Raw genomic sequence first — 25,752 nt, 5'->3', positions numbered from 1 at the left:
TTCTCAACATCTATGTTGAAAAAATCAAGCTTCAGAAAACAATTAGAAAATCTTATTCAGCAACCTGAAAACCACAGCTATCTTTTAGCGGTGAGCGGAGGTGCCGATTCTATGGTTTTAGCCTCTTTATTCAGGGATTTAAGAGACGAAAAACAACGTCCGGGATGTTCATTTCAGATAGCCCATATCAATTACAAACTTCGCGGGGAAGATTCAACTCTTGATCAGAAAGTGGTACAGGATTTTTGTGAGAAAAATCATATTATGTTTCACCTGTACGAAGTTTCTGAAAAGGATAAAAAACCGGAAAATTCTATTCAGCTTTGGGCAAGAGAACTCCGGTATGCTTTTTTTAAGGAAATTCAGGAAAAAGAAAAACTGGAATTTCTGGTTACCGCCCATCACCTGAACGACCAGCTGGAAACTTTTATTATCAATCTGTCTAAAGCTGCCGGAATTAATGGTCTGAGCGGCATCCCTTCCAATGACAATAATATTCTTCGCCCGCTTTTACAGTTTTCAAAACAGGAAATCTATAGATTTGCAGAAGACAATACGATTGAATTCCGGGAAGATCTCTCCAATAAAAAAAGTGATTATTTGAGAAACAAGATCAGAAATGAGATTGTCCCGAAATTGCAGGAAACCAATGAGCATTTTCTGGAAAACTTTAAAAAAAGCTCCTCATACCTGAACCAAACCAGAAATTTTGTTCAAAAACAGATCCAGGAGATAGAAAATAAGCTTAGTATATTTAACCCAGACCATAAAATCCTATCAAAGGAAAAGCTGGATCAGGAAAGTGATTTTGTCAAGTTTGAAATTTTAAAAAAATATGGGTTCAATCAGGAAGAGGAAATTCCCAAAATTTTTAAAGCAGAAAACAACAGTTCTTTTTTCTCTAAAGAATATCAGCTGATTGTCAACAGAAACGAATTAGTCTTTATTGGAAGAAATAAAGACACTGAAAGCGAAAACGAAATTCTTCTGATTGATCATTTTGATTTATCAGAAAACCCAATCAGGATCAATCTTCAGGTTTCTATTGCAGACATTGATGGATTCAATAAAAATATAGAATGGGATTTTGATGCTGAAAAACTTCAGTTCCCACTGTATTTAAGAAAACAGCAGGATGGTGATGAATTTTATCCGATGGGATTTTCGGGGAAAAAGAAAGTTTCTAAATTTTTTAGGGACGAAAAATTATCTATTTTAGCGAGGCAAAAAATTTGGATATTGTCTGACAGTAACAATTCCGTACTTGGAATCATACCTTTCAGACAAGATAGAAGATATGCAAAGGATGAGAAAACAGAACGTATTCTCAAAATTTTTAATGAAACGAAAAATGAAATTTAGAAATTGGTTTTTATTAATTCTACTCTTTTTAGCAACAGGAATTAATGCACAGATTAAAAATCCTGTAAAGTTTAAGTTTACCATCAACGATCTGGGCAACAACCAGTATGAGGCGGTTTTGAATGCTACCATGGAAAAAGGCTGGCATATCTACTCCAAAGATCTTCCTGAAGATACGGGAATTCCAACCGAATACAAGGTTTCAGGAAAGAATATTGAACTTATCGGAAAATTTACTGAAGTGGGTAAAAAACATGAAGAATTCTCTGAAGCTTTCGGAGGAACTATTGTTTTCTATTCCAATACCGCTGGATTCAAGCAGAAATTCAAATTAAAAGATCCTGCAAAACCTGCTGATGTAACGTCTGAAATTACTTATCAGACCTGTGATGACAGGGTTTGTCTTGCTCCCAATACTTTAGAATTCAATCAGAAGGTGACTCCAAAAGGGGCAACTGAGGCAGCTACCCCTGAAGAAACTACAGAGCCTGTAAAAGATTCTGTAAAAACAGTGGAAACAGTAACTGAAAATCCAACCAAAACAGAAGTTACCGTGGCCGAAACCTCTGTACTGGATCCTAAACAGTTAAAAATTGAAACCCTTGATTTCAAAAATCCATTAACGGATTGTGGTACAGCCACTACAAAAGTAGAAGAAAACTATTGGACTTATCTGTTTTTAGGTTTCATTGGAGGCTTAATCGCCTTATTGACTCCATGTGTATTCCCTATGATCCCTTTAACGGTTTCTTTCTTTACGAAAGGAAGTAAGGATAAGGCTAAAGGGAAAAGAGATGCTTTGATCTACGGATTTTTCATCCTTCTTATTTTCATTTTATTAAGTATTCCTTTCCATATTATTGATGGTATTGCAGGAAATATTTTCAATGAGATTTCCACAAGTGTATGGCTGAATATTGCTTTCTTTATCATATTCATCTTCTTTGCCGGAAGTTTCTTCGGATATTATGATATTACGTTGCCTAGCTCTATTGCCAACAAGTCTTCAAAAGCTGAAGAAGCAGGTGGTATCATCGGTATTTTCTTTATGGCATTAACACTGGTAATCGTTTCTTTCTCTTGTACCGGTCCAATTCTGGGAAGTTTATTGGGAAGTGCTGTAACCGGTTCTTCTAATGTTCCGATGCTGTTAACGTTTGCCCTGGCAGGATTCGGATTAGCTTGGGCTATTGTTTTCGGATTATTGGCTTTATTCCCGCAGGCATTACAAAGTCTTCCGAAATCAGGAGGATGGATGAATACTGTGAAAGTGGTTTTAGGTTTTGTAGAACTGGCTTTAGCTTTAAAATTCTTATCAAAAGCAGACCTTGTATCGAAGACTTTCTTCTTAAAAAGAGAACTTTTCATCGCCATATGGATCATTGTTGCTTTAGGATTAGCTTTATATCTGTTTGGATTAATCAAATTCCCGCATGATGATAAAAAACCTAAGATTTCAATTACAAGAAAAATATTAGGGGCATTAGGAATCGGATTTGTGATCTATCTGATTCAGGGATTGATTCCATCCGACCGTCCGAAACTTCAGTTATTAAGTGGAATCCTGCCTCCATTGAACGTGAGCTACTTCCATGATGAAAAAGACGGTATTTTAGGCATGCACCCTGAACATGATTTCTTTAAAGCCATAGAGCTTGCTAAAAAGGAAAATAAACCGATCTTAATTGACTTTACAGGGTATGGTTGTGAAAACTGTAGAAAAATGGAAGAGTTTGTATGGAGTGAAGCGGATATTTTACCGATCCTTCAAAATGATATTGTTCTGGCTTCTTTATACGTAGATGACAAGGAAGAGCTTCCTGAAGATCAAAAAACAAAAATTGACCTTGGGGAGGGACAGATCAAAAAGGTTAAAACTATTGGAGACCGTTGGAGCTTATTCCAGCAGGTTAACTTTAATAACAACTCCCAGCCACACTATGTCTTAATAACTCCGGATGGAAAAGTAATCAATACACCTGTTTCAGGGTATATGCCGAAGGAAGACTTCAAAAAATTTCTGGAATGCGGAGTGAATTACTTCAAGAAAAACAAGTAAATAAACATTTTACATATATTCTAAACTCACACTTTTTCAGTGTGAGTTTTTTTTTATCATTGAAACCCAGACAGATCATCTATATCCAAGCATACTTTTTAACATCATTTAAGCATAATTATTTAATAAAAACAACAATTTATTACATATTTAAATAGTTAGGCATCAACTTTGTATCAACTTTTCAAAATCACGATCAGATTTTTAAAGTTTTCACCAAATACCGTTTAACATTTTAAAATATGAATTATGGCTGAAGTAATTGCACAAGAACAACAAGGCGGCAAGCAAAAAAAGAAATTAATAAAAATTGACATGACTCCAATGGTAGATCTCAATTTCCTACTGTTGATGTTTTTCATGTTTACGACTAATTTTACCAAACCCAACGTGATGGATCTTGGACTTCCCGCAAAAGACCACAACCCCAAACCACCTATTAACGACTATGTTATTGGAGATAAAAATCAGGTTACATTCATTCTGGGAAAAGATAACAGAGTGTTTTACCACCAAAGCAATGCAACAGATTTAAACACCTCAAACCTTAAAGAAACAGACTTTAGTGGATTAAATATTTCAAAAATCATTTCTGAAGCTTATAAAAACGCCCCTAACCAAAAAAAATTCACCGTAATTATCAAACCTACTGATGAAGCTAACTACAAAAACTTTGTAGACATATTGGACGATCTGGCTATTTCTAAAAAAGAGCGTTACGGAGTAACTGATATCAAACCTTGGGAAACAAAGGTTTACAAAGAATTAACTCAATAAAACAGGGAAGAGCATTTTTAAAATGCTCTTTTTTGTTTACATTTGAAAGTAAAACCGGTCAGCAGTAGATCTGCTGTATTATTTTAACCTCTCTAATTTTGAAATCATGCTGAACTTTGAAAGAAAAGGAAATGGAAAAGAAACCTTAGTACTCCTCCACGGATTTATGGAAAACCTGTCTATCTGGAGTGATATGGAGACTCATCTATCCAAAGACTTCTCCCTTTTAAAAATTGATCTTCCGGGTCACGGACAATCGGAGACCTTTGGAGAAATCCATACTATGGAACTAATGGCTGATGAAGTAAAAAAAGTTTTAGATAATCAGAATATAGAGAAAGTACATGTACTGGGACATTCCATGGGTGGCTACACTTCTCTGGCTTTTGCTGAAAAATATCCTGACACACTGAAGAGCTTAACTCTTTTCTTCTCCACTTATTTTGCAGATGATGAAGAGAAGAAACAACAACGCATCAAAAGTTACAGGATCATCAAAGATGCTTTTGCCCATTATGTCAGAGCCGGAACCCCCAACCTGTTCAATCCTAATGAGAGAGATATTCTGGAAGGAAAAATTGAAACGGCACTCGAAACAGCACTTTCCACCAATAATATGGGAGCTCTTGCCTGTGTAAAAGGAATGGTAGAAAGGACTGATAAAAAGCATGTCATGCAAAATCTGGAAGCCAAGATCCTTGTACTGGCAGGCAAGCATGACACTGCTGTAAAAACAGATCTTACCATCAAAAATCTTCCGGACAGAACGAATATCAAATCCTACATATTAGACTGCGGACACAACGGACATTGGGAAAAACCAGGCATTTGTGCAGAAATTATCAATACAGAGCTTTTACATAATTTACCTAAAAAATTAGTATTATAAAAATCATGAGAATTGCTATAATGTCTATCTTTCTTCTTGTATTTCTAAGTTGCAAAAAGGAAAAACAGCCAACATCCAGTACTGAGCCTGCAGATTCAGCTCAGGCATTATCTCAAAAAGCAGATACTTTAACGGCTGTTCAGCCTAAGCAGGAAGTTTTTCAATTTGTAACAGAATTATGTGACAACAAAGGATATTTTGACAGCAATAAATACTCAAAAGAAGAAATTAAAGGAACTTATAAACTTTGGTTTGAACTGAGCGGTTCTTTACTTGATTCCCCATTTGTTCACAACCTTAAAGACCTTACAGAAGTAAGAAATAATAAAGATAAAATTCTGGCAAAGCTGGATAAAGATTTTGCAGAAAGAAAAGCTCAGATTCAAAACCTGAAGGTTGTAAATACCCCATACTGGCAGGATATCAAAAAGAAAACTTATGAAGAACTTGTTCAAACTTATGAGAAATTGAAAACCCAGACTCTTGCCTATTCCGACCCTTCAGTTCTGCTCAAAAATGATAAATGTAAAAACTTTTCAAAGGCTTTAAATTCAACTGATGATCAAATGTTTGCAGAATGGAAAAAGCTCAGGGAGGAAATGAGTAAAACAAACGGGAATCCGCAACGTATCATGGATGAATTCAATGAACAACTGAGTTCATCAGACAATAGAGACTATGCTCTTCTTGATCTGATTACTTTTGGCTGGGGAAATTGTGCCAACGATAAAATACAGAGGATTTCTCATGATGAAAAAATAAATAATGAATTCAATGCTTTATTCATCAAGATCGATTCTGAATGTGACGAGCCATAAACATTCACAAAAAATCCTGTATATTAGTAAGGTATAATTTTCTCAATGGGAATATTCTCGTTCAAAAAAAAGACACCCCCGAAACCTCCGGTTATCGGACTTACACTTTCAGGCGGAGGAATGCGTGGAATTGCACATATTGCCGTTTTAAAAGCACTGGAAGAATACAATCTTAAACCTCATATTATTTCCGGGACCAGCGCAGGTTCTATCATTGCCGCTTTTTATTCATTTGGAAAAACACCGGACGAAATGATGGAAATTGTAAGGCAAACTTCTTTTTTTTCACGGTCTGCCCTGAAGTTATCAAAAAATGGAATTTTCAGCTCTAATTTCATCTTAAAACTATTCAAGGATTATTTCCCTGAAGACAATTTTAACATCCTGAAGATCCCTGTTTACATCGCCACCACAGAAATGACTCACGGTATTGTTGACTTCTTTTCTGAAGGTGAACTATTCACTCCTCTTTTGGCTTCATCAAGTGTCCCTTTCATCCTGCCGCCAGTAAGAATGGGTGATAAAATATATGTAGATGGTGGAGTTCTGGATAACCTTCCCATTGAACCTATTATGGATAAATGCGATTTTCTGATTGCTTCCCATGTGAATTCAATAAGCTATGATGAATTAAACAAGATGAGCCTGATGAAAGAGTTTGACCGTATTCTCCATTTGGCCATCGCAAAATCAGTATATTCTAAAGTGAAACACTGTAATATATTTTTAGATCCGCCTAAAATGACAAAGTACAGTCTTTTCAATAAGAAATATATGGATGAAATGTTCCAGCAGGTCTACGAATACACCTGTCAGGAACTGGAAGAAAAAGGGCATAAAAAAAGCTCTCAAATTGAGAGCTTCTTATAAAACTAACGGATACTTTCCATTATTCTTTTATTACTTTGAATGTCTGTTCAGAATCTGATGTTTTTACTTTTACGATATACACTCCTGAATTCAGACCATCTGTATTAACAGTAGAGATATTTTCTTTAACAGATTTCACTAATCTTCCGTCGGCAGAATAGAATGAAACTTCTGTTATTTTTTTATCTGCAGTAGAAATATTGAGAATATCTTTCATTGGGTTTGGATACACTCCTACTGTAGGTTTAGCTTTACTTTCATTCACTCCAAGGGTTCCTGCAGCAGCCACCATAATACTATAATCCTCAGCCTGTCCCCAACCTACAGCACCAGCAGTAGCAGTAAGAGCAGCTCCTGAAGAATAGCATGGACTTAAATAAAAGTTTGCTGCTGAAGCATAATTCTTCTTAATTCTCATTCTTGTTTTCCCTAATGTTGCTGTAGCCGGAACAACAATATTTCCAGTAGCTGTTACTGCATCTACACCTGTCGAATTTGTTATTGTTACTGCAGTAGCTGCTGTTCCAAAATAAACCTCACCTGCATCCAGGAAGTTTCCATTCTGATTCCAGTCTATAAATACTGTAAATTTATCTGTAGCATTCCCATCTGTATTCCCTTTTAAAGTAATTGGATAGGTTCCCCCTTGTTCTACAGACGCAATTTTATCTGTAAAATTTTCATGAGGAAGACTCGTTAAAACTTCTGAAGAAGTATTGGTCATATTAGCTAGCTGTACCGATGTAATAGGCTCAATCCCACCACTTGTACCTGTAGCTCCCGGACCAAATAGTAAATTACCCGCACAATAAGGAGCAAATGCATCTCTTGTTGTAAAACTATAAACCTGACAACTTGCAGCTGCCCCCACAACATTTTTAGGAACAACCTTCCAATAATAAGTAGTATTTCCTTGTAAATTACTAAAATCAGCAAATAAATAACTGCTTGAAACTAAAGTTGTAGGATTAGGATTGGTATCCATATATACATCATAACTATCTACTGTCGCTCCGGCTGCAGGAGCAGACCATGTAAGCGTCATTGAATTTGGATTTACGTTGGTAGCTCCATTAGCTGGTGATACCAATGTACTACAACCAGGAGCTGTAGTAGGAGCAACATCATTGTTAATACTGTCAAACAGCAATCTGAATTTATCTGTAGAAACTGCATGAAACCCTACATACACTGTTTGCCCTACATAAGCAGAAAGATCTACGGAAAAGAACGTCCACTTGTTAGGAGCTGGTGCCTCCGGAGTTAATACAGTAGTAAAAGCTGCAGCCGTAGCTGTTGTTGTGGACAATTTAATTTCATAATTTTCCACATAATTAGGGTCCTGATTCTTTACAAAATAAGTTAATCTGGTATTAACCCCTGCAGTCACAGTAATAGCGGGAGTTACCAAATAATCATCATGTGCTGTAGCTGAGTAATTAATCTGAGCGGCATTGGGTAATGAATACACACTTCTCGGAGCCCCGGCACTAAAGATAAATCCAGCAGCATCCCCTCCGTTAATGACAGTCCAGCCGGCAGGAGTGGTTGTTCCGGCATCAAAGTTTTGGGTAAATTGCGCATTTGCAGCCAATGGCAATGCAAACAGCATCGCGAGTAATCTTGTTTTCATAATGTTTCGTTTTTTAGTAGGTTTTACATCAAAACTAACAAAAAGCCATCATATAAACAAGCAATTACAAAATAACTTTAGGATTTAATAAAGTCGTCTTTATCTAAAACATCTTTAAAATTTCCAATCGTATTGTTCAGAGAACCATATGATTTTCCTCCGGCAGCATTAATGTGACCGCCACCATTGAAGTATTTTCTTGAGAATTGGTTTACATCCACATCATCTTTACTTCTAAATGAGATTTTGATAAAGTCTTCATAAAGATCTTCCATAAAGAAGGCAGACATTTTCACTCCGGCAATACTTAAACCATAATTTACAAAGCCTTCTGTATCACCTTTCTGGAAACCAAATTCTTTAAGCTCATTTCTTGTAAGGCTTAAAATAGCTACGGTACCATTATTCACCACTTCTATTCTTCCTAAAACCAAAGCAAGCAAATGAAGGCGTGAAACAGTATTGGTATCCCAGGTATTGGAAGTAATCATCGCCGGATCTGCTCCTTTTTCAATCAGATTCGCAATAATTCTATGGGTAGTAGCACTGGTAGAACGGAAACGGAAACCACCTGTATCAGTCATAATTCCGGTATACATACATTCTGCCATATCCTGGTTCACCAGTTTTTCATCTTCCAGCGCTTCAATGAAATGATAAATCATCTGTGAAGTAGCAGGAATTACCGTATCCGAGTAAACAAAGTCAAATTGTTCCGGCTGTTGGTGGTGGTCAATAAGAATTTTCTTTCCCTGAGCCTTTACCAGCCAGTCTCCCAATAAACCGATTCTGGAAGGAGAGTTAAAATCTAGACAGAAAATAACATCTGCAGCAGCAATCATATCAGCAGCCAGCTTTCTTTTGTATTCTGCAATAATCACTTTTTTGGACTCCGGCATCCATTTCAGAAATTTTGGAAAATCGTTGGGAACGATAACCTCTGCATGAATTCCTTTTGCCTTTAAATAATGTTTCAATCCCAGACTGGAACCAATAGCATCACCATCCGGATTATAGTGGGTAAGAATAACTATTTTGTTTTCAGGTGTAAGTAATGTATTGATCTCTAAAAGTTCTGCTGGTGTAAACATCTTGTGTTTATTTTCGTTAAAATTTAAGTTTTCAAAGATAAAGCTTTTATATAAATCATTTAAATATTATTTTTGCACAGATAAATTCAGGTCTCCATAAGGGTTTGTAAATGTCCGATAAAAAAAACACAATAGATAATTTTAAAAAAAGATAATTAAAGTTTGTATCTTATAAAATTTTATATATCTTTGCAACCTGAAAATTAATAGATTAATTACGATTTAAACATATAGTAATGAGTAAAAGAACATTCCAGCCATCAGAAAGAAAAAGAAGAAACAAACACGGTTTCAGAGAAAGAATGTCTACGCCAAATGGAAGAAGAGTTTTGGCTGCGAGAAGAGCTAAAGGCAGAAAGAGTTTAACGATCAGTGCAACACGCGCTAAGAGATAATCTTTTATTATCATATACAAAAAATGCTTGAAAATTTCCTTTTCAGGCATTTTTTGTTGTTAAAATTTATTAAAATTAGAGTCAAATAGACTTCTTTTTTCTATTTTTAAAGATTGAAAATTTTTTGTTAGAAATAGCCTTTAAAATTAAATTATGCCACATACAAATATCTCCGGAGACAATATTATAAGTTTACAGCACGCTAAAATTGCTCAAAAAAACTTCACTGTTCTTTCTGATGTCAATCTTAATATTAAAAAAGGCAGATTCTGCTATCTTATTGGAAAAACAGGCTCCGGAAAAAGTTCCCTTCTGAAAACGCTTTATGGACACATTCCATTAGCATCAGGACACGGATCTGTGGTAGGATTTGACCTGGCTAAATTAAAACCGTCTGATATCCCCAATCTAAGAAGAAAACTAGGAATTGTATTCCAGGATTTCCAGTTGCTTTCTGACAGAACTGTTGAAAAGAATCTTAAATTTGTTTTGGAAGCCACAGGATGGAGTGATAACGTAAAAATAGAAGACAGAATCAATGAAGTATTGGGAAGTGTGAACATGAAGAGCAAAAAGCACAAAATGCCACACGAACTTTCAGGAGGTGAACAACAACGTATCGCCATCGCAAGAGCCCTGCTTAACCACCCGGACCTGATCCTGGCAGATGAGCCAACAGGAAACCTTGACCCTGAAACTTCCAACGAAATTATGACCTTACTGAAGCAGGTTGCCCTTGAAAATGGAGCCGCTGTAGTAATGGCAACACACGATTACCATATGATCCAAAACTTCCCTGGTGAAGCTATCAGATGTGAGGATGGAAAAGTATCAGTATTGGATACAGCAGAATTATTTGAATAAAAAATTAAGAAATACAGAGAATAAGAAATTATGAAATCCTAACCTCTGGCTTCTTTTTTAAAGATATGAAACTCTTTAGTGAGTTCAAGATATTGGTCCGAGTATATTCTCGGACTTTTTTCTATAATAAACTCAGATTCCAGAAGTTTTTTTTCAGTTGGAGAAAATTCTAAGACCAATCTTTTTGTTTTGGCATTTTCAATTCCTTTGATATTAACCTTTCTGTTGAGAAACAGATTACAGTCTTCTGCCATTGAGACAAAGACTTCTCCACCCTCAACCGGAATAATAACAGAAAGAGAGCCATCTTCAGACAAAAAACCGGCAGACTGAGCGATAAGCTGCTTAAAATTCAATTCTACTGTCTGGCGGGCAATTTTATCTTTATCGGATCCGGATTCTTCAAAATAAGGAGGGTTTGAAACAATCAGATCATATTTTTCTTCCGTTTCAAAGGTTTTAAAATCCTGATACAGATTCTTTAATCTTGCGCTGAAAGGTGCATTTTCAAAATTAAGTCTTGTCAGGGCTACAGCATCTGCATTAATATCCAATCCTAAAAAATCAGCATGCAAATTTCTTTGTGCCAGCATCAATGAGATCAACCCCGTTCCGGTTCCTACTTCCAAAACACGGAAAGCCGATTCTATATTTGCTAAAGCGCCAAGCAAAACACCGTCTGTTCCTACACGGAAGACGTCTTTGGATTGCCGGATCTCAAATTGCTTAAACTTAAAAGATTTCACTATAAATTGGTAGGTAATGTAATGATGAACGTAGACCCCTTCCCTACTTCCGATTTCACGGAGATCTCTCCCTTATAGTCTTCAATCATTTTTCTTACCATAGACAGGCCAAGCCCCATTCCACTGCTTTTGGAAGTGAAATTAGGCTCAAAAATTCTTTCGTACATATTTTCAGGAATTCCAATTCCGTTATCCTGAATAGAGATAATCACCCTTCGCTGATGCTGCTCCACATCTACATTGATAATCAGCTTTCTTTCATCACTTTCAGCCTGCTTAGCATTGGTCACAAGATTAGTAATGATCCTGGAAAGATAAATCCTATCCATATTAATCATAATATCACCCTTGTTAGCATGCATAAAGATACTGTCATCATTGAATACACGAAGAATATCTTCTACTTCAGTATTCAAATTGATTACTTCGTTATTTTTTTCAGGAAGCTTGGCAAATTCTGAGAATGCAGAAGCTACGGTAGCAATCAGATCGATCTGATCTACCATTGTTTTACTCATCAGCTTTACCCTCTCTCTGATGTTTGGATCTTCCGGATCAAATTTTCTTTCAAAATTCTGAATGGTAAGTTTCATAGGAGTAAGCGGGTTTTTCACTTCATGAGCCACCTGTTTTGCCATTTCTCGCCATGCTTCTTCAGAGGCTTTAAACCTTAACCTTTCTTTTTGGTCCTGAATCTGAAGAATCATTCTGTTATATGCTCTTGCCAAGGCATTCAACTCATCATTTTTATAATATCTGATAGGACGCATTTCATTTTCAAACAATGTAATACGGGTAATCATATCAGAGAATTTTGTAATCGTTTTTGCCAGGCTGTTAGAGGTCACCCAACTTATCCAGATACTGAACAGGATAAGGAATATATCGACTAAAAGAATATATTTGACATACTGATGCAATACATCAAGGTAGGCTGATTCATTATGATATAAAGGAATATAAACAATACCGATAGGCTCCAGTTCATTGTTCTTCAGTAAAAGATAGGAAGAGGTAAGCTTAGCATCTTTGGCAGCATCATATCTGGTCATATCAACTCTTGCATCCGTAGACAGAATCTTGTTGATAATTTCCATAGAAAGTCTTTTCTGATCAATCAGGCTTTCATCTTTATTGGAAAGTACATAGTTCCCCTGCAGATCATAAATGACAATATCATGCTGATTAATATCTGCGATCTCAAAGATCTTATTCCCCAGAACCTTCGGCAGATCTTTTGTCTCTACCAATGTACGGCTTACAGCATAATCCAGATATCTCATTACTGCATTGGTTTTTTCCTGCATATCGATATTACTCTGCTGCAGGGAATTATTTCTCAATACAAAATAAGGAACCAGTGATGTTGCCACAACACTTAAAAAGCATACCAGTAAGAAACCGAAAAACACACGATTCCTTAAGCTATATCCTTTATATTTATTTAATGACATCCTACTTTTTAATTAACCTAGCAATATACTTACCAATGATATCAAATTCCAGGTTTACTTTATCACCAATTTTCAGGTGTTTCATATTGGTAAACTCCCAGGTGTAGGGAATAATGGCTACAGAAAACTGTGTATCTTCACTTTTCGCAACAGTTAAACTAATTCCATTTACTGTAATAGAACCCTGAGGTACGGTTACAAAATTTCCGTCTGCATCATATTTCATGGTAATGAAATAACTCCCGTCTTTATTTTCGATCCCTACCACTTCTCCTGTTTTATCTACGTGACCCTGAACGATGTGACCATCCAGTCTTCCATCCATTTTCATACAACGTTCCAGATTCACAACAGTTCCCAAACCCCATTTTCCAAGATTTGTTTTCTCCAGTGTTTCGTTGATTGCTGTAACTACGTATTGGTTTTCCTTAATCTCAACCACTGTCAGACAACAACCGTTGTGAGCAAGGCTCTGATCAATTTTAAGCTCGTTTGTAAAAGGGCATGTCAGGGTGAAATCTATGTTGCTTCCTTTCTCTTCAATCTTTTCAATAACACCAACTGCTTCAATAATTCCTGTGAACATATTATTTTTTGCTAAATTTGTAAATTATAATCTTCAAAGATAATCAAAATGAGCCCAAAAAACCATAAAGTACGAGTAGGAATTTCAATCGGTGATTTCAATGGCATCGGTCCGGAGATCATCATGAAGTCTCTGACAGACAAAACCATTACGGATTTTTTCACTCCTGTGATTTTTGGTTCGGGAAAATTATTTACTTATCAGAAAAATATTTTCAAGCTGAATCTTAATTTCAATTATATCAATGAAGCTTCCCAGGCCCAGCCCGGCAAGCTGAATATGCTGAATCTCACCAAAGAAAATGTAAATGTAGAACTGGGAGTTCCTACAGAAGAATCTACCAAAATGGCAATTGATTCTTTAGAAGCAGCTACTGAAGCTTTAATGAATGGAGATATTGACGTTCTTGTAACAGCTCCTATCAACAAGGATGAAATGGTAAAAATGGGCTTTAAACATACCGGACATACTGGATATTTTGAAGAAAAGTTCAATAAAAAAGGATTAATGTTCCTGGTAACTGAAGATCTTAAAGTAGCTGTTTCCACCCATCATATCCCTATTGCTCAGATAGCTGAGAATATTTCCAAAGAAAAAATCAAAAAACAGATTAAGGTCCTGAACCAGACTCTTATTGAAGATTTCTGTATTCAGAAGCCTAAAATTGCGGTATTGGGATTAAATCCTCATGCTGGTGATGGCGGTGTTATCGGAAGTGAAGAAATTGAGATCATAAGCCCCGCTATTCAGGAACTTTCAGATAATGGAATTCTCGCATTTGGTCCTTTCCCCGCAGACAGCTTCTTCCAGCCTAACAAATACAGGAACTTTGATGCAGTTTTAGCAATGTACCACGATCAGGGATTAGCTCCGTTCAAAACACTGGCTTATGAAGAAGGGGTAAATTATACCGCAGGACTTCCTTTTATCAGAACCTCTCCGGATCATGGGGTAGCATATGATATTGCGGGAAAAAATATTGCTGATGAGCAGAGTTTTATGGAAGCAATTTTCACTGCTATTAAGATTTTTAAGAACAGAAGTGAATATGGTGAACTGATGAGCAGCCGCCTTCAGCCGAGAAAAATAGCTGTTGATAACGGAATAGACGAAGATCTTCCTGAGGAAACTGAAGCATAAATTGTTAAAACAAATTTTAAATTAATTTGTTTTAGATTTTGTTTGTTATTATAAAAAAAATGCATATTTTTGCACACTCATTTTATGGACAAGTTAAGAAACTACGATGTAAGCTTTTCCGGACTTAAAAACGGAAAACACGAGTTCAAGTTTGAGATAGATAAAACGTTCTTTCAATTATTTGACACTGAGCAGGAATTTACAAATCCCAGAATAGAAGTAAATGTATTTTTAGATAAGCATACTACATTTCTGGAGTTTGAGATTAAAATACAAGGTTTAGTTGAACTGGTTTGTGATATCACAAATGAAAATTTTGACTACCCTATTGAGAATGAAATCAAAATTCTGGTGAATTTTGGGGAAGAATATGATGACAGCAATGAAGATGTTATCACTATTCCTACCGCAGAGCACGCTTTTAATGTAGCTCATCTGATCTACGAAAACGTAATGCTTTCTATTCCAATGAAAAAAATATCACCGAATGTAAGTGATGAAGATATAAAAATTCTTGACCAGTTCAGTCCGAAAGAAATTGAAGAAGCTGAAGAGGAAGAACATGAGAGTGATCCCAGATGGGACGCTTTAAGAAAATTAAGAGACAATAATTAAATAGAATAATTTAAATATGATGAGATGATGAATCTCATCGCTCATCAATTAAAAAAGTTATTAGAAAATGGCACATCCAAAGAGAAGACAATCGTCCACAAGAAGAGATAAGAGAAGAACTCACTACAAAGCTGTAGTTCCTCAATTAGCTAAAGATGCAACAACAGGAGAGCTTCACCTATACCACAGAGCTCACTGGCATGAAGGAAAACTTTACTACAGAGGTAAAGTAGTATTGGAAAAAGAAGTAGCTGCTACTGAAGAAAACTAAGAGTCGCTTTTCATTGAAAAAGCCTCATTTTAATACAAAAACCGCCCAATTTTGATAAAATTTGGCGGTTTTTTGTTGTTTTTTACGTTTTTTTGGTATCTTTGGATCAAAATCAAATATCAAATTTATGGACATTAAAGACATACAGAATCTTATTAAGTTTGTATCTAAGGCTGAAGTTTCAGAAGTGAAGTACAAAACTAAAGATTTCGAAATCACTATTAAAACTCCATTAGCTGGAAGTGACGCTGTTTATGCACAGCCTGCAGTATACCACACTGCTCCACAAGCGGTAGCTGTTCAAGCTCCTGTTGCAACTTCTGCTCCTGCCCCTGCTGCTGAAAAAGCTGAGACTGCATCTGATGACAGTAAATATATAACGATCAAGTCTCCAATGATCGGTACTTTCTACAGAAAACCATCTCCGGATAAAGACGTATTTGCAAATGTAGGTGACGATGTTTCTGTTGGTAAAGTAGTTTGTGTAATTGAAGCAATGAAGTTATTCAACCAGATTGAATCTGAAGTTAGCGGAAAAATTGTTAAAATCTTAGTTGATGATGCAACTCCGGTAGAATATGACCAACCATTATTCTTAGTAGATCCATCTTAAGGAATTTTAGATTAAAGATTATAAATTTTAGATGAAACTGTTTCATTTAAAATAATTTAAAATTCAAAATTTATAATTTAAAATTTCGGAGAGATGTTCAAAAAAATATTAATTGCCAATCGTGGCGAAATTGCAATGCGTATTTTACGTACTTGTAAAGAAATGGGGATCAAAACCGTTGCAGTATACTCTACTGCTGATAAAGACAGTCTTCACGTAAGATTTGCTGATGAAGCGGTTTGTATTGGCCCTGCAATGAGCAAAGACTCATATCTTAAAATCCCTAACATTATTGCCGCTGCGGAAATTACGAACGCAGACGCCATTCACCCAGGTTACGGATTCTTATCTGAAAATGCTAACTTCTCAAGAATTTGCGAGAAAAACGGAATCAAGTTCATTGGAGCATCTCCTGAGCAGATTGAAAAAATGGGAGACAAAGCTAACGCTAAGGCTACCATGAAAGCTGCAGGTGTACCATGTGTACCAGGTTCTGACGGACTTATTGAATCTTATGAGCACGCTGTAAAGGTTGCTGAAGAAACAGGATACCCTGTAATGATTAAAGCAACTGCCGGTGGTGGTGGTAAAGGAATGAGAGCAGTATGGAAAGCTGAAGACCTTAAAGATCACTGGGAATCTGCAATTCAGGAAGCTGTAGCTGCCTTTGGAAACGGAGGTATGTATATGGAGAAACTGATCGAGGAGCCTAGACACATCGAAATTCAGGTTGCAGGTGATCAATTCGGTAAAGCTTGCCACCTTTCTGAAAGAGACTGTTCTGTACAGAGAAGAAACCAGAAATTAACGGAAGAAACACCTTCTCCGTTTATGACTGATGAACTTCGTGAGAAAATGGGTGATGCTGCTGTAAAAGCTGCTGAATTCATTGGATACGAAGGAGTGGGAACTATCGAATTCCTTGTAGACAAACACAGAAATTTCTATTTCATGGAGATGAATACAAGAATCCAGGTAGAGCACCCTATTACTGAGCAGGTAATTGATTATGACCTGATCAGAGAACAGATTCTTCTTGCTGCAGGAACTCCTATTTCAGGAATCAACTATTACCCGAAATTACATTCAATCGAATGTAGAATCAACGCTGAAGATCCTTATGCAGACTTCAGACCGTCTCCAGGAAAAATCACAGGATTAAACATCCCTGGCGGACACGGAATCAGAGTAGATACTCACGTATATTCCGGATACAGCATCCCTTCTAACTACGACTCTATGATTGCTAAGCTTATCACTACGGCTCAAACCCGTGAAGAAGCTATTGCAAAAATGAGACGTGCTCTTGAGGAATTCTATATTGAAGGAGTAAAAACAACGATTCCTTTCCACAGACAGCTGATGGATAATGAAGATTATCTTGCAGGAAACTACACTACGAAATTCATGGAGGATTTTGTAATGGACAGAAAATATGATAATCACTAAGATTATTTATAATACAACTTTTAATAGTCCGTCATACTTATAGTGTGACGGATTATTTTTTCTTGGTATATTTGGTTAAACCATGATTTATATGAAAAAAATCGCTTTATTTTTTTTATTGACCTTTTATGCCCTTGCTTATTCTCAATTCAAACAAATTCTAACTATTCATAGAGACAGTATCTTAAGCCCCGACACTCCTCTAAAAACCAATCCTTTTGAAGGAAAATTTTTACTGGTGGGCCAATTTCTACCGATAAAAAGAAACTCTGACATTAAACTTGCAAAAGTTCTTACAGCGACAGGATGGGGATTGATTGATGAAAAAGGTAAATTTATTCTCCCTACCCAATATTACAGCATATCAGATTTTAAGAATGGCCTGGCAGACATTATTCTTTATATTCCGCCAAAGCCCGGACAGTCTCAAGGATCTAAATGCCATGCTGTAATCAATGCTCAGGGAAAGATGATCACTCCAAAATGCTTTCCAACCAATGATTACTTTATCTCGGATAAAAAAGATGGATTTTCAAGACTTCGGGTTAAAAACACCTCTCAACTTGCTGATGGATTTATCAAAGTCCGCATCGATAATTTAACAAGCGTTTATAATGAAAAAGGAGAACAGATTATCCCTGCCGAATATTCAGAAATAACCTTTTCCGGGAAATATTTTCAAGCTCAAAAAGAAGCCCCTCAACGGCATACTGTAATCTATGATCAGACAGGAAAAAAAGTAAAAACAGTAGAAAGCACCACTATTTATATTACCGGTGATCTGGCAATTATTCAAGATTACAGAAAAATTTATGTGGAGAACCTGATTACAGGAAAAAGGTATTTTGAAAATCAGTTTGATAGCTTAGGTCCATTGAACGATGAAGATGAAGAATATGATAAGGAAATTATGTTGGTTGGAACCAATTATGTTGATCATATTTATTCAAAAATAAAATCCACAATCTACATCAACAAAAGTCTTGAAATCATTCAGAATAAAATTTATTCAGAATCTAACCTTAGATATTCCGAGGGCCAGATAATTGCAGAAAATCCCGAAAATCATGGTCTTGCAATTTTAAATTCTAAGGGAGAAATTTTACACGAATATACTCGCGAAGAATCTATCAATTATATGTCTTTAGATAGTCCGGGATATCAAAACAAAGAAAACTTAGAAAAAAACATTCTTAAATATCACCCTTTATGGTCAAAACAAACCATAACACAACGGGTAATGTATTTGGAAGATATTTTTATACTACGAATCAACGATAGTAATGATCAAAATAACTCAGAAAGTATATTTATTCAGAAAAAAAACGGCAAGACCATGTATCGTATTAAAGGCCCAACCTATTATTTTGCCACATTTTCTAAAAACAAATTTCTTATCGGCGCCAATAGAAATGAAAAGACAGGCGCCTACACCCATATAATTACTGATACCAAAGGAAATATTTTAAAAACAGCAAAAAAAGGGCAGACATATTATACCTTTATGAAAAAACCTTTTACTAAAGAGAATAGCAATAAATACCCCTTAGATAAAAACTACAATCCTATTTATAAAGAAAAACTCTTGGCCAGTGAACAAATAAGAAATACTCTCAATTATATTATAATTTCACCTGAGAAAACAGAAATCTATAATAGTAATGGGAAAATAGTACAAACAGTCAATGGTTCTACGGATAATCAATATAATGATTACATTAATGGATCTATAGGCGAGGATTATTTAATTATTGGCACAGAAAAAAGCTACACACTTCTTAATAAAGATACATGGAAGCCTGCGATGCAATTAAAATTCAAATCAACGCTTAAAGGTTATTCAGAAGGAGGAATGTTTGTACATGATGATTATGATGGAAAAACAACTTCTAAAACATATATTGATCCTTATATGAATGTTATCAAAATCATTTATTAAACTGTTGAAATATATTTACAAAAAAAAATCCAAATTTAATTATTTGTACCTCTACAGTATGCTTAAAAATATTATTAAATTCACCCTCTTAATTGCCTTCTCCTGGTTTGTTATTCATTCCCTATATATCAGTTATGATGGCTTTACAAACCCTAATCAGAAAGCCGATATTGCTGTGGTCTTCGGAAATAAGGTAAATGAAGATGGAAGCCTTTCTTCAAGGTTGAAAGCAAGATTAGACAAAAGTATTGAGCTCTATCAGAAAAAACAAACCAAAGAAATCCTGGTTAGTGGAGGCCTTGGAAAAGAAGGCTATTGGGAAGGTACGGAGATGAAAAAATATCTGATAAGAAATAAAATCCCTGCCAAAAAGATACTTGTGGATAACTTTGGGGATAATACAGAGAAGACTGTTATCAATACTATAAAAATTGCTGATAGCTTAAAGTATAGCCGTATTATTTCTGTATCACAGTTTTATCATCAGACCAGAATCAAAAAACTGTTCAGGGAGCATCATTTTAAAAATATTGAAAGTTCAAGCCCTGTTTATTTTGAAATCAGAGACTTCTATTCGGTTTTCAGAGAGTTTTTTGCTTATTATCTATAAAAAAACAATATATCATTTAAATATCAACTCATTTATAGTTTAATAAAAATTAACCTTCAAAAATCAACTTCATGTAAAGATATAATACCTGCAACAAGAGACTGTAAAGAAAATATTCTCTGATTCACCCTTATTCTGCCTCAAAATTTACTTCAATTCTGACCTTTAACTGCACCTGGTATTTGTTCATTCATCTCACTAATATTGTGTAAATTTGTTGAAAACCAAAACATATGTCAGCAGAAACAACAAAAAACTCACAGTACTTTATTGACCTTGAAGACAAACATGGAGCGCATAACTATCACCCTCTACCAGTAGTTCTGGATCGCGGAGAAGGTGTTTTCGTTTGGGATGTAGAGGGAAAGAGGTATTATGATTTTCTTTCAGCATATTCTGCTGTAAATCAAGGACACTCACACCCTAAAATCGTAGGAGCTTTGGTAGAGCAGGCCCAGAAATTAGCTTTAACTTCAAGAGCATTCTACAACTCTAAATTAGGGGAATACGAACAGAAAATCACTACCCTTTTCGGATTTGATAAGGTATTACCTATGAACTCCGGAGCTGAAGCAGTAGAGACAGCTGTAAAATTAGCCAGAAAATGGAGCTATGAAGTAAAAGGAATTTCAGAAAATGCAGCAAAGATCGTAGTTTGTGAAAATAACTTCCATGGAAGAACAACCACTATCGTTTCTTTCTCTAATGATCCGGATGCCAACCAAAACTATGGTCCTTTTACCCCAGGATTTATCAAGATTCCTTACAATGATATTACAGCATTAGAAGAAATATTAAGTAGAGAAGCTGGAAATATTGCAGCATTCCTTGTAGAACCTATCCAGGGAGAAGCCGGAGTATATGTTCCGGATGAAAACTTCCTTAAAAATGCTTCTGAGCTGTGTAAAAAACATAATGTACTTTTCATTGCCGATGAAGTACAGACAGGGATTGCAAGAACAGGAAAACTGATCGCCTGTCACCATGAAAATGTACAGCCGGATATCTTAATCCTTGGAAAAGCACTTTCAGGAGGAATGTATCCTGTATCTGCAGTATTAGCTAATGATGAGATTATGAATGTGATTAAGCCAGGACAACATGGTTCTACATTCGGTGGAAATCCAATTGCCTGTGCGGTAGCTGTAGCAGCATTAGATGTAGTAGCTGATGAAAAATTATCTGAAAGAGCAGAAGAGCTTGGACAGCTTTTCAGAGCTGAGATCGATAAACTTATTGAAAAGACAGATCTGATTACCAAAGTAAGAGGAAAAGGACTTTTAAATGCTATCCTGATCAACGATACTCCAGACAGCTCTACAGCATGGAATCTTTGTTTACAATTAAAAGAAAACGGATTGCTTGCTAAACCAACCCACGGGAACATCATCAGATTAGCACCACCATTGGTAATTACTGAAGAGCAATTATTGGATTGTGTAAAAATTATTGAAAAAACTATTCTGGAATATAAAGCTTAGTTCTTATTCAGAACAGATTCATAAAATTTAAGATAATTATTGGACATTGCGGTATAACTATATTGCTCTGTCCAATTTTTTATTTTCTGGCTCATGTCTTCCTCATGACTGCGATAAAGATTCATTTTGTCCTGAAATAACTGAGACATTAATTTCGGTTCAAAACTTTCAAAATAAAAAGCCGCATCCCCGCCTATTTCCGGAAGGCTTGTATATTTCGAAAGAAAAACAGGTTTACCAAAAGCCATAGCTTCAATAGGAGGTATCCCAAAACCTTCTGCAATAGAAGGGTGGCACATTGCTTCCGAATGCTGAATGACAGCATACTTCTCCTCTTCCGAAAGATTTTTAAGAAAATAAACTCTTTGTTCTAAATGTAACTCTTTGATTCTCTGTTTCACTTCAGCGGCATAAGATGACTTCTCATCTGATGCAATAAGCACAAGATCCTCCTTTATATAAGGTAGCATTTCAACTAAAGTCAGCTGATTTTTTTTATTAAAAAGAACCCCGATATTTAAAATATACTTTTTATTTTTTAAATAACTGTATTTTCCCAATTGATATTCCCTTTGCTCAGGAAGCTGAATTCCATTGTGAATAACAACAATATCTTTAAGTTTAGTAAAAGTAAAAAGCTTTTTATTCTGAATAAAATCCTGCTTGGCATGTTCTGAGATACAGACAATATAATCTGCATTTTTTACATTGCTTCTCACTTTACCAAGCATTTTTTTCTTTTTGAAATCGGTAAGGTTTTCATGCAAAAAATTCAGATCATGAAGGGTAATGATTTTAATTGTGTCTTTGTAATTTCTATGAAAATAAGAAGAAAGCTGATGGCTTACATGAATCAGATCAAACTCACCACTAAAACGCTCAAAAAAACGATGTGTTTTGTTCCAAAGCACACAATTCGGTATAGGCTCAAATTTTTCGAGCTGTTCTTTCTTACCGAAAAAAAATATTTCAAACTTAGAATTCCCCTCTTGTAATCCTTTTGCGAGGTTTCTAAACACATTAGCTATTCCTGAATTGGGGTATCTTAGACGTTCGAGGTCAATTAAGATTTTTTTCTTCATAAATTTTATAAAAAAATAGAATCAAGAATTTCTTTTTCTATTTTTGAGTTGTGGTTTTCTTTAAAATAACAAATTGCCTGTTTTTTTACCTTTTCATAAAAAACATCATCATTCATAAGCTGATGAATGGATTCTGAAAATTCTACAGGGTCCTGGCTTACCAAGCATCCGTTATTTTTTTTATTAATGAGTCCATCTACTCCTCTTCTGTTTGTTACTACCGGTAATCCATAGGATAAGGCTTCCAGTACTTTAATTTTCACACCCGTTCCACTCATCATTGGGCAAATGGCAACTCTTGCATGGTTGTAGAATTCCTGTAAGTCATCTACCATACCATATTTAATTACATTTGGATAATCTTCTGCAATTGCCTTACCAATCTTACCAATGATATGAATTTTAACATTATTCAGCAAAGGTAATACTTCTTTTAAAAACCATTGAATTCCATTTATATTGTGTGGATTATCACTGGCAACGTAAATAATATCATATTTAAACTCCTGTTTTTTTTCACTAAAGTTCTCAGGAAATGAAACAGGCATCAAAGTGACCTTCTTATTGGTAAACTGATCAAATATATACTCCTCCTCTACCGAATAAGTCCAGATATTATCATACTGTTTTAAAATGGATATCTCATCCTGAAATAGCTTTCCGACAGTACGTTTATGACGGCTCTGTGCAGTAATAAAATCATGGGTATCAATAATTTTACAGGTCCCGGCAGAAACTTCGTTAACCAGTCTTCCCCATGTTGCATAGCTTATTAATACAACATCAAAAGCAGATTTTTTAATAATTTCCGAAAATTCTTTTCTAAGAATATAACTTGTTGTATCTATCGAGTTTATTTTAAATAAATAAGGTATTTTATATAAAAAAAGATACTTAAAAAAACTTTTTTTATATTTCTTATCCAAAAGATGCAACTGAATATTCGGGAATTTCTCATGAAACAGGATTTCTTCTTCCTTTTTCCACATTCCCCAGTCTCTCAATGAAACAAAAGTAACATCAAGCGCCTTGTTTTCGTTAAAATAAGAAAGCATATAATTAAGCCTGGTAGTATTTCCGGCCTTTCCAGACATCGGATTATCAGGCATAAAATAAAGAACTTTCTTTTTCATTATATTTATTTATTTTTGCGGCTACAAATATGACTATTTAATGAGAGATATAAAAGAATTAATTATAATAATATTAAATTATAACTCCTCTAAAGAGATCATCAGACAGCTGTCAATGCTCATCGATAAAGGAGAAATAAGCAATGATTCTTTTATTATTCTTGATAATAACTCTAATGATGGAAAAGAGCTGGAAACCTATTGCAAAGCTCATCATTTTTTCTTTCATCAGATGGGAAGCAATCTTGGGTATGCATATGCCAATAACTGGGCAATCAGGCAAGCTATTGAATGGGGAAAGAAATATTTTTTCATTCTTAACCCTGATATTCATATCGACGCCACTACTATCGAACAGCTGTATTTAAAATTAAAATCCGACGCATCATTGGGCGTAATTGGCCCAAGATTACTGTACCATAACAATCCTGATTTTATTTTTTCTGACGGAGGGCTCCTATTTCCTAAAAAGGGATTTGAAGGAAACCATATCAATTTCCTGAAAAACGTAAAAGATGCAGGATCTCAGGGAATGACTTATGATATGGCCTATATCAATGGAAGTGCTATGATGTTTAAAAAGGAAGTTCTGGATGACATGGGATACATGGAAGCAGATCTGTTTATGTATTATGAAGAATCTGAATGGTGTTACAGAATCAAAAAGAGCAACCGATGGAAAATTGCAGTTGATACGGAACTTGTAGCATATCAGTCTGACAGCTCCAGAGGAAAAGTATATGAATACTATATGACCAGAAACAGGATCTGGTTAACGAAAAAATATTCAGGAAGTTTATTTTTTGTAATCCGGGAACGTTTGATTGTAGCCCGTAAAAAATTCTTCTCATCTAAAGGAAACTTTAAAGAAAATATATTATTTTCCAGGAATATTCTCAAAGGAATAGTTCATGGGTTAATCGGAAAAACAGGAAAATTATGAATGAAATTGTATCTATTGTAGTTCCCTGCTACAATCAGGAAAAATATCTGGCTGAAACTTTAGATTCTGTTATTGCCCAAACCTCAGATTCTTGGGAATGTATCATCGTAAATGATGGCTCTACAGATCATTCTGAAGCTATAATAGATGACTATTGTGCCAAAGATCCAAGATTTACCAAACTTAATCAGGAAAATCAGGGGCTTGCCGCCAGCAGAAATAATGGAATAAAAATGGCCAAAGGGAAATATATCCTTCCTTTGGATGGTGATGATAAAATCGGAACTCAGTATATAGAGCTTGCCAAAAAAGAATTTGAAAAAAATCCAAAGCTCAGATTAGTTTACTGTAAAGCCGTATTTTTTGATGCTAAAAATGAGCCTTGGGATCTACCGAAATATGATTACGAAGCTTTATTATTTGCCAATCATATCTTCTGTTCCGGGATTTTCAGGAAAGAAGATTACCTGAAGACCAGTGGTTATGATACTCATATGAAATTTGGATATGAGGACTGGGAATTCTGGATTCAGCTTCTAAAGAAAGATGATGATGTTGTACAATTGAACTCTGTACAGTTTTTTTACAGACAGAGACAAAGTTCCATGTTAAAATCTTTACAGGAAAGTAAAGCAAAGCAAAACCAAATGGAGGCATATATTTTCAACAAACACCGTGATCTTTATGCTCAGGTTTTAGACTCTGATCTGTCTCTGGCTGATATACAAAATGCATTTCAAACCAGACAGACGATGAAACAGGTAAAAAAAACCTTCACTTATAAAACTATTTATAAGCTGGAGCGTGCTATAAGATCTATTTTCTAAACTAGCTTAAGCACATTATATCATAAGAGTACATTAAGTTTCCTGTAATTTACCTAAGGAAATTTAATGTACTTTTTTTATCCCTCAACCAGAATAGCTGTGAAA

At 35.3% G+C, this 25,752-nt stretch carries 26 protein-coding genes; 18 read left to right on the top strand and 8 right to left on the bottom strand.

Features of this window, described 5'->3' with window-relative positions; translation table 11 throughout:
• The first annotated feature begins 12 nt into the window (after positions 1-12).
• The 6 genes from tilS (at position 13) to WH267_RS14140 (ending at position 6,775) form a co-directional block, all read left to right on the top strand.
• Positions 13-1,362, top strand: coding sequence for a tRNA lysidine(34) synthetase TilS (gene tilS / locus WH267_RS14165; protein ID WP_340009109.1), 1,350 nt, complete (start codon positions 13-15; stop codon positions 1,360-1,362).
• The gene (locus WH267_RS14160) at positions 1,352-3,421 is read left to right on the top strand and encodes a protein-disulfide reductase DsbD family protein (RefSeq protein WP_340009107.1); all 2,070 of its coding nucleotides are present in this window, start codon (positions 1,352-1,354) and stop codon (positions 3,419-3,421) included. Before tilS ends, WH267_RS14160 begins: the two co-directional genes overlap by 11 nt.
• Before the next feature lie 249 nt (positions 3,422-3,670).
• A complete protein-coding gene (locus WH267_RS14155) occupies positions 3,671-4,198 on the top strand; it encodes an ExbD/TolR family protein (RefSeq protein WP_115970511.1) in 528 nt (175 codons plus the stop codon).
• Between the two features lie 106 nt (positions 4,199-4,304).
• Positions 4,305-5,087: an alpha/beta fold hydrolase gene (locus WH267_RS14150; protein ID WP_340009105.1), complete on the top strand. Its 783-nt coding sequence runs from the start codon at positions 4,305-4,307 to the stop codon at positions 5,085-5,087.
• 5 nt (positions 5,088-5,092) lie between these two features.
• Positions 5,093-5,905 (top strand): hypothetical protein, encoded by an 813-nt coding sequence (locus WH267_RS14145; protein WP_123320929.1) that lies wholly within the window; start codon positions 5,093-5,095, stop codon positions 5,903-5,905.
• A 45-nt stretch (positions 5,906-5,950) separates the two neighbouring features.
• Positions 5,951-6,775, top strand: a complete 825-nt coding sequence (locus tag WH267_RS14140) for a patatin-like phospholipase family protein (protein WP_115970514.1) — start codon at positions 5,951-5,953, stop codon at positions 6,773-6,775.
• A gap of 19 nt (positions 6,776-6,794) precedes the next feature.
• Here WH267_RS14140 and WH267_RS14135 read toward each other — a convergent pair whose 3' ends face one another.
• Complete coding sequence (locus tag WH267_RS14135) at positions 6,795-8,408, bottom strand: T9SS-dependent choice-of-anchor J family protein (RefSeq protein WP_340009102.1); 1,614 nt, start codon at positions 8,406-8,408, stop codon at positions 6,795-6,797.
• Positions 8,409-8,485: 77 nt separating this feature from the next.
• Complete coding sequence (locus WH267_RS14130) at positions 8,486-9,499, bottom strand: DHH family phosphoesterase (RefSeq protein ID WP_115970516.1); 1,014 nt, start codon at positions 9,497-9,499, stop codon at positions 8,486-8,488.
• A gap of 236 nt (positions 9,500-9,735) precedes the next feature.
• On the opposite strand from WH267_RS14130, the gene rpmH reads away from it, so the two are divergent.
• Both rpmH and WH267_RS14120 read left to right on the top strand, forming a co-directional pair.
• The gene (rpmH, locus tag WH267_RS14125) at positions 9,736-9,894 is read left to right on the top strand and encodes a 50S ribosomal protein L34 (protein ID WP_115970517.1); all 159 of its coding nucleotides are present in this window, start codon (positions 9,736-9,738) and stop codon (positions 9,892-9,894) included.
• A gap of 153 nt (positions 9,895-10,047) precedes the next feature.
• Positions 10,048-10,758, top strand: coding sequence for a cell division ATP-binding protein FtsE (locus tag WH267_RS14120; RefSeq protein ID WP_115970518.1), 711 nt, complete (start codon positions 10,048-10,050; stop codon positions 10,756-10,758).
• Positions 10,759-10,796: 38 nt separating this feature from the next.
• Here WH267_RS14120 and WH267_RS14115 read toward each other — a convergent pair whose 3' ends face one another.
• From WH267_RS14115 to WH267_RS14105, 3 genes are read right to left on the bottom strand one after another with little or no spacing between them, the layout of a single operon-like run.
• Positions 10,797-11,504, bottom strand: a complete 708-nt coding sequence (locus tag WH267_RS14115) for a tRNA1(Val) (adenine(37)-N6)-methyltransferase (protein WP_115970519.1) — start codon at positions 11,502-11,504, stop codon at positions 10,797-10,799.
• Positions 11,504-12,958 carry a HAMP domain-containing sensor histidine kinase gene (locus WH267_RS14110; protein ID WP_340009097.1) on the bottom strand — a complete coding sequence of 485 codons (1,455 nt, stop codon included), beginning with the start codon at positions 12,956-12,958 and terminating at the stop codon, positions 11,504-11,506. The genes WH267_RS14115 and WH267_RS14110 overlap by 1 nt, the downstream gene beginning before the upstream one ends.
• Position 12,959: 1 nt before the next feature.
• On the bottom strand, positions 12,960-13,544 hold the full coding sequence (locus WH267_RS14105) for a riboflavin synthase (protein WP_340009096.1): 585 nt from the start codon (positions 13,542-13,544) through the stop codon (positions 12,960-12,962).
• A 48-nt stretch (positions 13,545-13,592) separates the two neighbouring features.
• Here WH267_RS14105 and pdxA point away from each other — a divergent pair, with 48 nt between their 5' ends.
• From pdxA to accC, 5 genes are all read left to right on the top strand, one after another.
• Complete coding sequence (gene pdxA, locus WH267_RS14100) at positions 13,593-14,684, top strand: 4-hydroxythreonine-4-phosphate dehydrogenase PdxA (RefSeq protein WP_340009094.1); 1,092 nt, start codon at positions 13,593-13,595, stop codon at positions 14,682-14,684.
• Between the two features lie 84 nt (positions 14,685-14,768).
• Positions 14,769-15,299, top strand: coding sequence for a YceD family protein (locus WH267_RS14095; RefSeq protein WP_340009092.1), 531 nt, complete (start codon positions 14,769-14,771; stop codon positions 15,297-15,299).
• Positions 15,300-15,366: 67 nt separating this feature from the next.
• Positions 15,367-15,570 carry a 50S ribosomal protein L32 gene (rpmF, locus tag WH267_RS14090; protein WP_002976251.1) on the top strand — a complete coding sequence of 68 codons (204 nt, stop codon included), beginning with the start codon at positions 15,367-15,369 and terminating at the stop codon, positions 15,568-15,570.
• A 127-nt stretch (positions 15,571-15,697) separates the two neighbouring features.
• Positions 15,698-16,183 carry an acetyl-CoA carboxylase biotin carboxyl carrier protein gene (accB, locus tag WH267_RS14085; RefSeq protein WP_340009090.1) on the top strand — a complete coding sequence of 162 codons (486 nt, stop codon included), beginning with the start codon at positions 15,698-15,700 and terminating at the stop codon, positions 16,181-16,183.
• A 93-nt stretch (positions 16,184-16,276) separates the two neighbouring features.
• Positions 16,277-17,632 (top strand): acetyl-CoA carboxylase biotin carboxylase subunit, encoded by a 1,356-nt coding sequence (gene accC / locus WH267_RS14080; protein WP_115970525.1) that lies wholly within the window; start codon positions 16,277-16,279, stop codon positions 17,630-17,632.
• Positions 17,633-17,652: 20 nt separating this feature from the next.
• On the opposite strand, the gene WH267_RS25180 is transcribed toward accC, so the two are convergent.
• Complete coding sequence (locus tag WH267_RS25180) at positions 17,653-17,742, bottom strand: hypothetical protein (RefSeq protein WP_409013143.1); 90 nt, start codon at positions 17,740-17,742, stop codon at positions 17,653-17,655.
• Here WH267_RS25180 and WH267_RS14075 point away from each other — a divergent pair.
• From WH267_RS14075 to rocD, 3 genes are all read left to right on the top strand, one after another.
• Complete coding sequence (locus WH267_RS14075; protein ID WP_340009088.1) at positions 17,724-19,571, top strand: WG repeat-containing protein; 1,848 nt, start codon at positions 17,724-17,726, stop codon at positions 19,569-19,571. The genes WH267_RS25180 and WH267_RS14075 overlap by 19 nt on opposite strands.
• A gap of 58 nt (positions 19,572-19,629) precedes the next feature.
• Positions 19,630-20,181 carry a YdcF family protein gene (locus WH267_RS14070; protein ID WP_340009086.1) on the top strand — a complete coding sequence of 184 codons (552 nt, stop codon included), beginning with the start codon at positions 19,630-19,632 and terminating at the stop codon, positions 20,179-20,181.
• Between the two features lie 233 nt (positions 20,182-20,414).
• Positions 20,415-21,662, top strand: coding sequence for an ornithine--oxo-acid transaminase (gene rocD / locus WH267_RS14065; protein WP_340009084.1), 1,248 nt, complete (start codon positions 20,415-20,417; stop codon positions 21,660-21,662).
• Here rocD and WH267_RS14060 read toward each other — a convergent pair.
• The gene (locus WH267_RS14060; RefSeq protein WP_340009082.1) at positions 21,659-22,744 is read right to left on the bottom strand and encodes a glycosyltransferase family 4 protein; all 1,086 of its coding nucleotides are present in this window, start codon (positions 22,742-22,744) and stop codon (positions 21,659-21,661) included. The two genes, rocD and WH267_RS14060, sit on opposite strands and share 4 nt — an antisense overlap.
• Positions 22,745-22,749: 5 nt before the next feature.
• Positions 22,750-23,877, bottom strand: coding sequence for a glycosyltransferase (locus tag WH267_RS14055; RefSeq protein ID WP_340009080.1), 1,128 nt, complete (start codon positions 23,875-23,877; stop codon positions 22,750-22,752).
• Positions 23,878-23,917: 40 nt separating this feature from the next.
• Here WH267_RS14055 and WH267_RS14050 point away from each other — a divergent pair, with 40 nt between their 5' ends.
• Both WH267_RS14050 and WH267_RS14045 read left to right on the top strand, forming a co-directional pair.
• Entirely contained in the window at positions 23,918-24,820 is a 903-nt protein-coding gene (locus WH267_RS14050) for a glycosyltransferase family 2 protein (RefSeq protein WP_340009078.1), read from the top strand.
• The gene (locus WH267_RS14045) at positions 24,817-25,647 is read left to right on the top strand and encodes a glycosyltransferase family 2 protein (RefSeq protein ID WP_115970531.1); all 831 of its coding nucleotides are present in this window, start codon (positions 24,817-24,819) and stop codon (positions 25,645-25,647) included. Before WH267_RS14050 ends, WH267_RS14045 begins: the two co-directional genes overlap by 4 nt.
• The last annotated feature ends 105 nt before the right edge of the window (positions 25,648-25,752 follow it).

It is taken from the genome of Chryseobacterium sp. MYb328 (genome assembly GCF_037572595.1).
Taxonomy (GTDB): domain Bacteria; phylum Bacteroidota; class Bacteroidia; order Flavobacteriales; family Weeksellaceae; genus Chryseobacterium; species Chryseobacterium pennae.
This window is presented reverse-complemented; position numbering and strand designations above follow the sequence as displayed.

Excerpts from the sequence above, each read along its gene's own strand:
- tilS (WP_340009109.1), top strand. The coding sequence starts at position 13 with ATGTTGAAAAAATCAAGCTTCAGAAAACAATTAGAAAATCTTATTCAG.
- WH267_RS14160 (WP_340009107.1), top strand. The coding sequence starts at position 1,352 with ATGAAATTTAGAAATTGGTTTTTATTAATTCTACTCTTTTTAGCAACA.
- WH267_RS14155 (WP_115970511.1), top strand. The coding sequence starts at position 3,671 with ATGGCTGAAGTAATTGCACAAGAACAACAAGGCGGCAAGCAAAAAAAG.
- WH267_RS14150 (WP_340009105.1), top strand. The coding sequence starts at position 4,305 with ATGCTGAACTTTGAAAGAAAAGGAAATGGAAAAGAAACCTTAGTACTC.
- WH267_RS14145 (WP_123320929.1), top strand. The coding sequence starts at position 5,093 with ATGAGAATTGCTATAATGTCTATCTTTCTTCTTGTATTTCTAAGTTGC.
- WH267_RS14140 (WP_115970514.1), top strand. The coding sequence starts at position 5,951 with ATGGGAATATTCTCGTTCAAAAAAAAGACACCCCCGAAACCTCCGGTT.
- WH267_RS14135 (WP_340009102.1), bottom strand. The coding sequence starts at position 8,408 with ATGAAAACAAGATTACTCGCGATGCTGTTTGCATTGCCATTGGCTGCA.
- WH267_RS14130 (WP_115970516.1), bottom strand. The coding sequence starts at position 9,499 with ATGTTTACACCAGCAGAACTTTTAGAGATCAATACATTACTTACACCT.
- rpmH (WP_115970517.1), top strand. The coding sequence starts at position 9,736 with ATGAGTAAAAGAACATTCCAGCCATCAGAAAGAAAAAGAAGAAACAAA.
- WH267_RS14120 (WP_115970518.1), top strand. The coding sequence starts at position 10,048 with ATGCCACATACAAATATCTCCGGAGACAATATTATAAGTTTACAGCAC.
- WH267_RS14110 (WP_340009097.1), bottom strand. The coding sequence starts at position 12,958 with ATGTCATTAAATAAATATAAAGGATATAGCTTAAGGAATCGTGTGTTT.
- WH267_RS14105 (WP_340009096.1), bottom strand. The coding sequence starts at position 13,544 with ATGTTCACAGGAATTATTGAAGCAGTTGGTGTTATTGAAAAGATTGAA.
- pdxA (WP_340009094.1), top strand. The coding sequence starts at position 13,593 with ATGAGCCCAAAAAACCATAAAGTACGAGTAGGAATTTCAATCGGTGAT.
- WH267_RS14095 (WP_340009092.1), top strand. The coding sequence starts at position 14,769 with ATGGACAAGTTAAGAAACTACGATGTAAGCTTTTCCGGACTTAAAAAC.
- rpmF (WP_002976251.1), top strand. The coding sequence starts at position 15,367 with ATGGCACATCCAAAGAGAAGACAATCGTCCACAAGAAGAGATAAGAGA.
- accB (WP_340009090.1), top strand. The coding sequence starts at position 15,698 with ATGGACATTAAAGACATACAGAATCTTATTAAGTTTGTATCTAAGGCT.
- accC (WP_115970525.1), top strand. The coding sequence starts at position 16,277 with ATGTTCAAAAAAATATTAATTGCCAATCGTGGCGAAATTGCAATGCGT.
- WH267_RS14075 (WP_340009088.1), top strand. The coding sequence starts at position 17,724 with ATGAAAAAAATCGCTTTATTTTTTTTATTGACCTTTTATGCCCTTGCT.
- WH267_RS14070 (WP_340009086.1), top strand. The coding sequence starts at position 19,630 with ATGCTTAAAAATATTATTAAATTCACCCTCTTAATTGCCTTCTCCTGG.
- rocD (WP_340009084.1), top strand. The coding sequence starts at position 20,415 with ATGTCAGCAGAAACAACAAAAAACTCACAGTACTTTATTGACCTTGAA.
- WH267_RS14060 (WP_340009082.1), bottom strand. The coding sequence starts at position 22,744 with ATGAAGAAAAAAATCTTAATTGACCTCGAACGTCTAAGATACCCCAAT.
- WH267_RS14055 (WP_340009080.1), bottom strand. The coding sequence starts at position 23,877 with ATGAAAAAGAAAGTTCTTTATTTTATGCCTGATAATCCGATGTCTGGA.
- WH267_RS14050 (WP_340009078.1), top strand. The coding sequence starts at position 23,918 with ATGAGAGATATAAAAGAATTAATTATAATAATATTAAATTATAACTCC.
- WH267_RS14045 (WP_115970531.1), top strand. The coding sequence starts at position 24,817 with ATGAATGAAATTGTATCTATTGTAGTTCCCTGCTACAATCAGGAAAAA.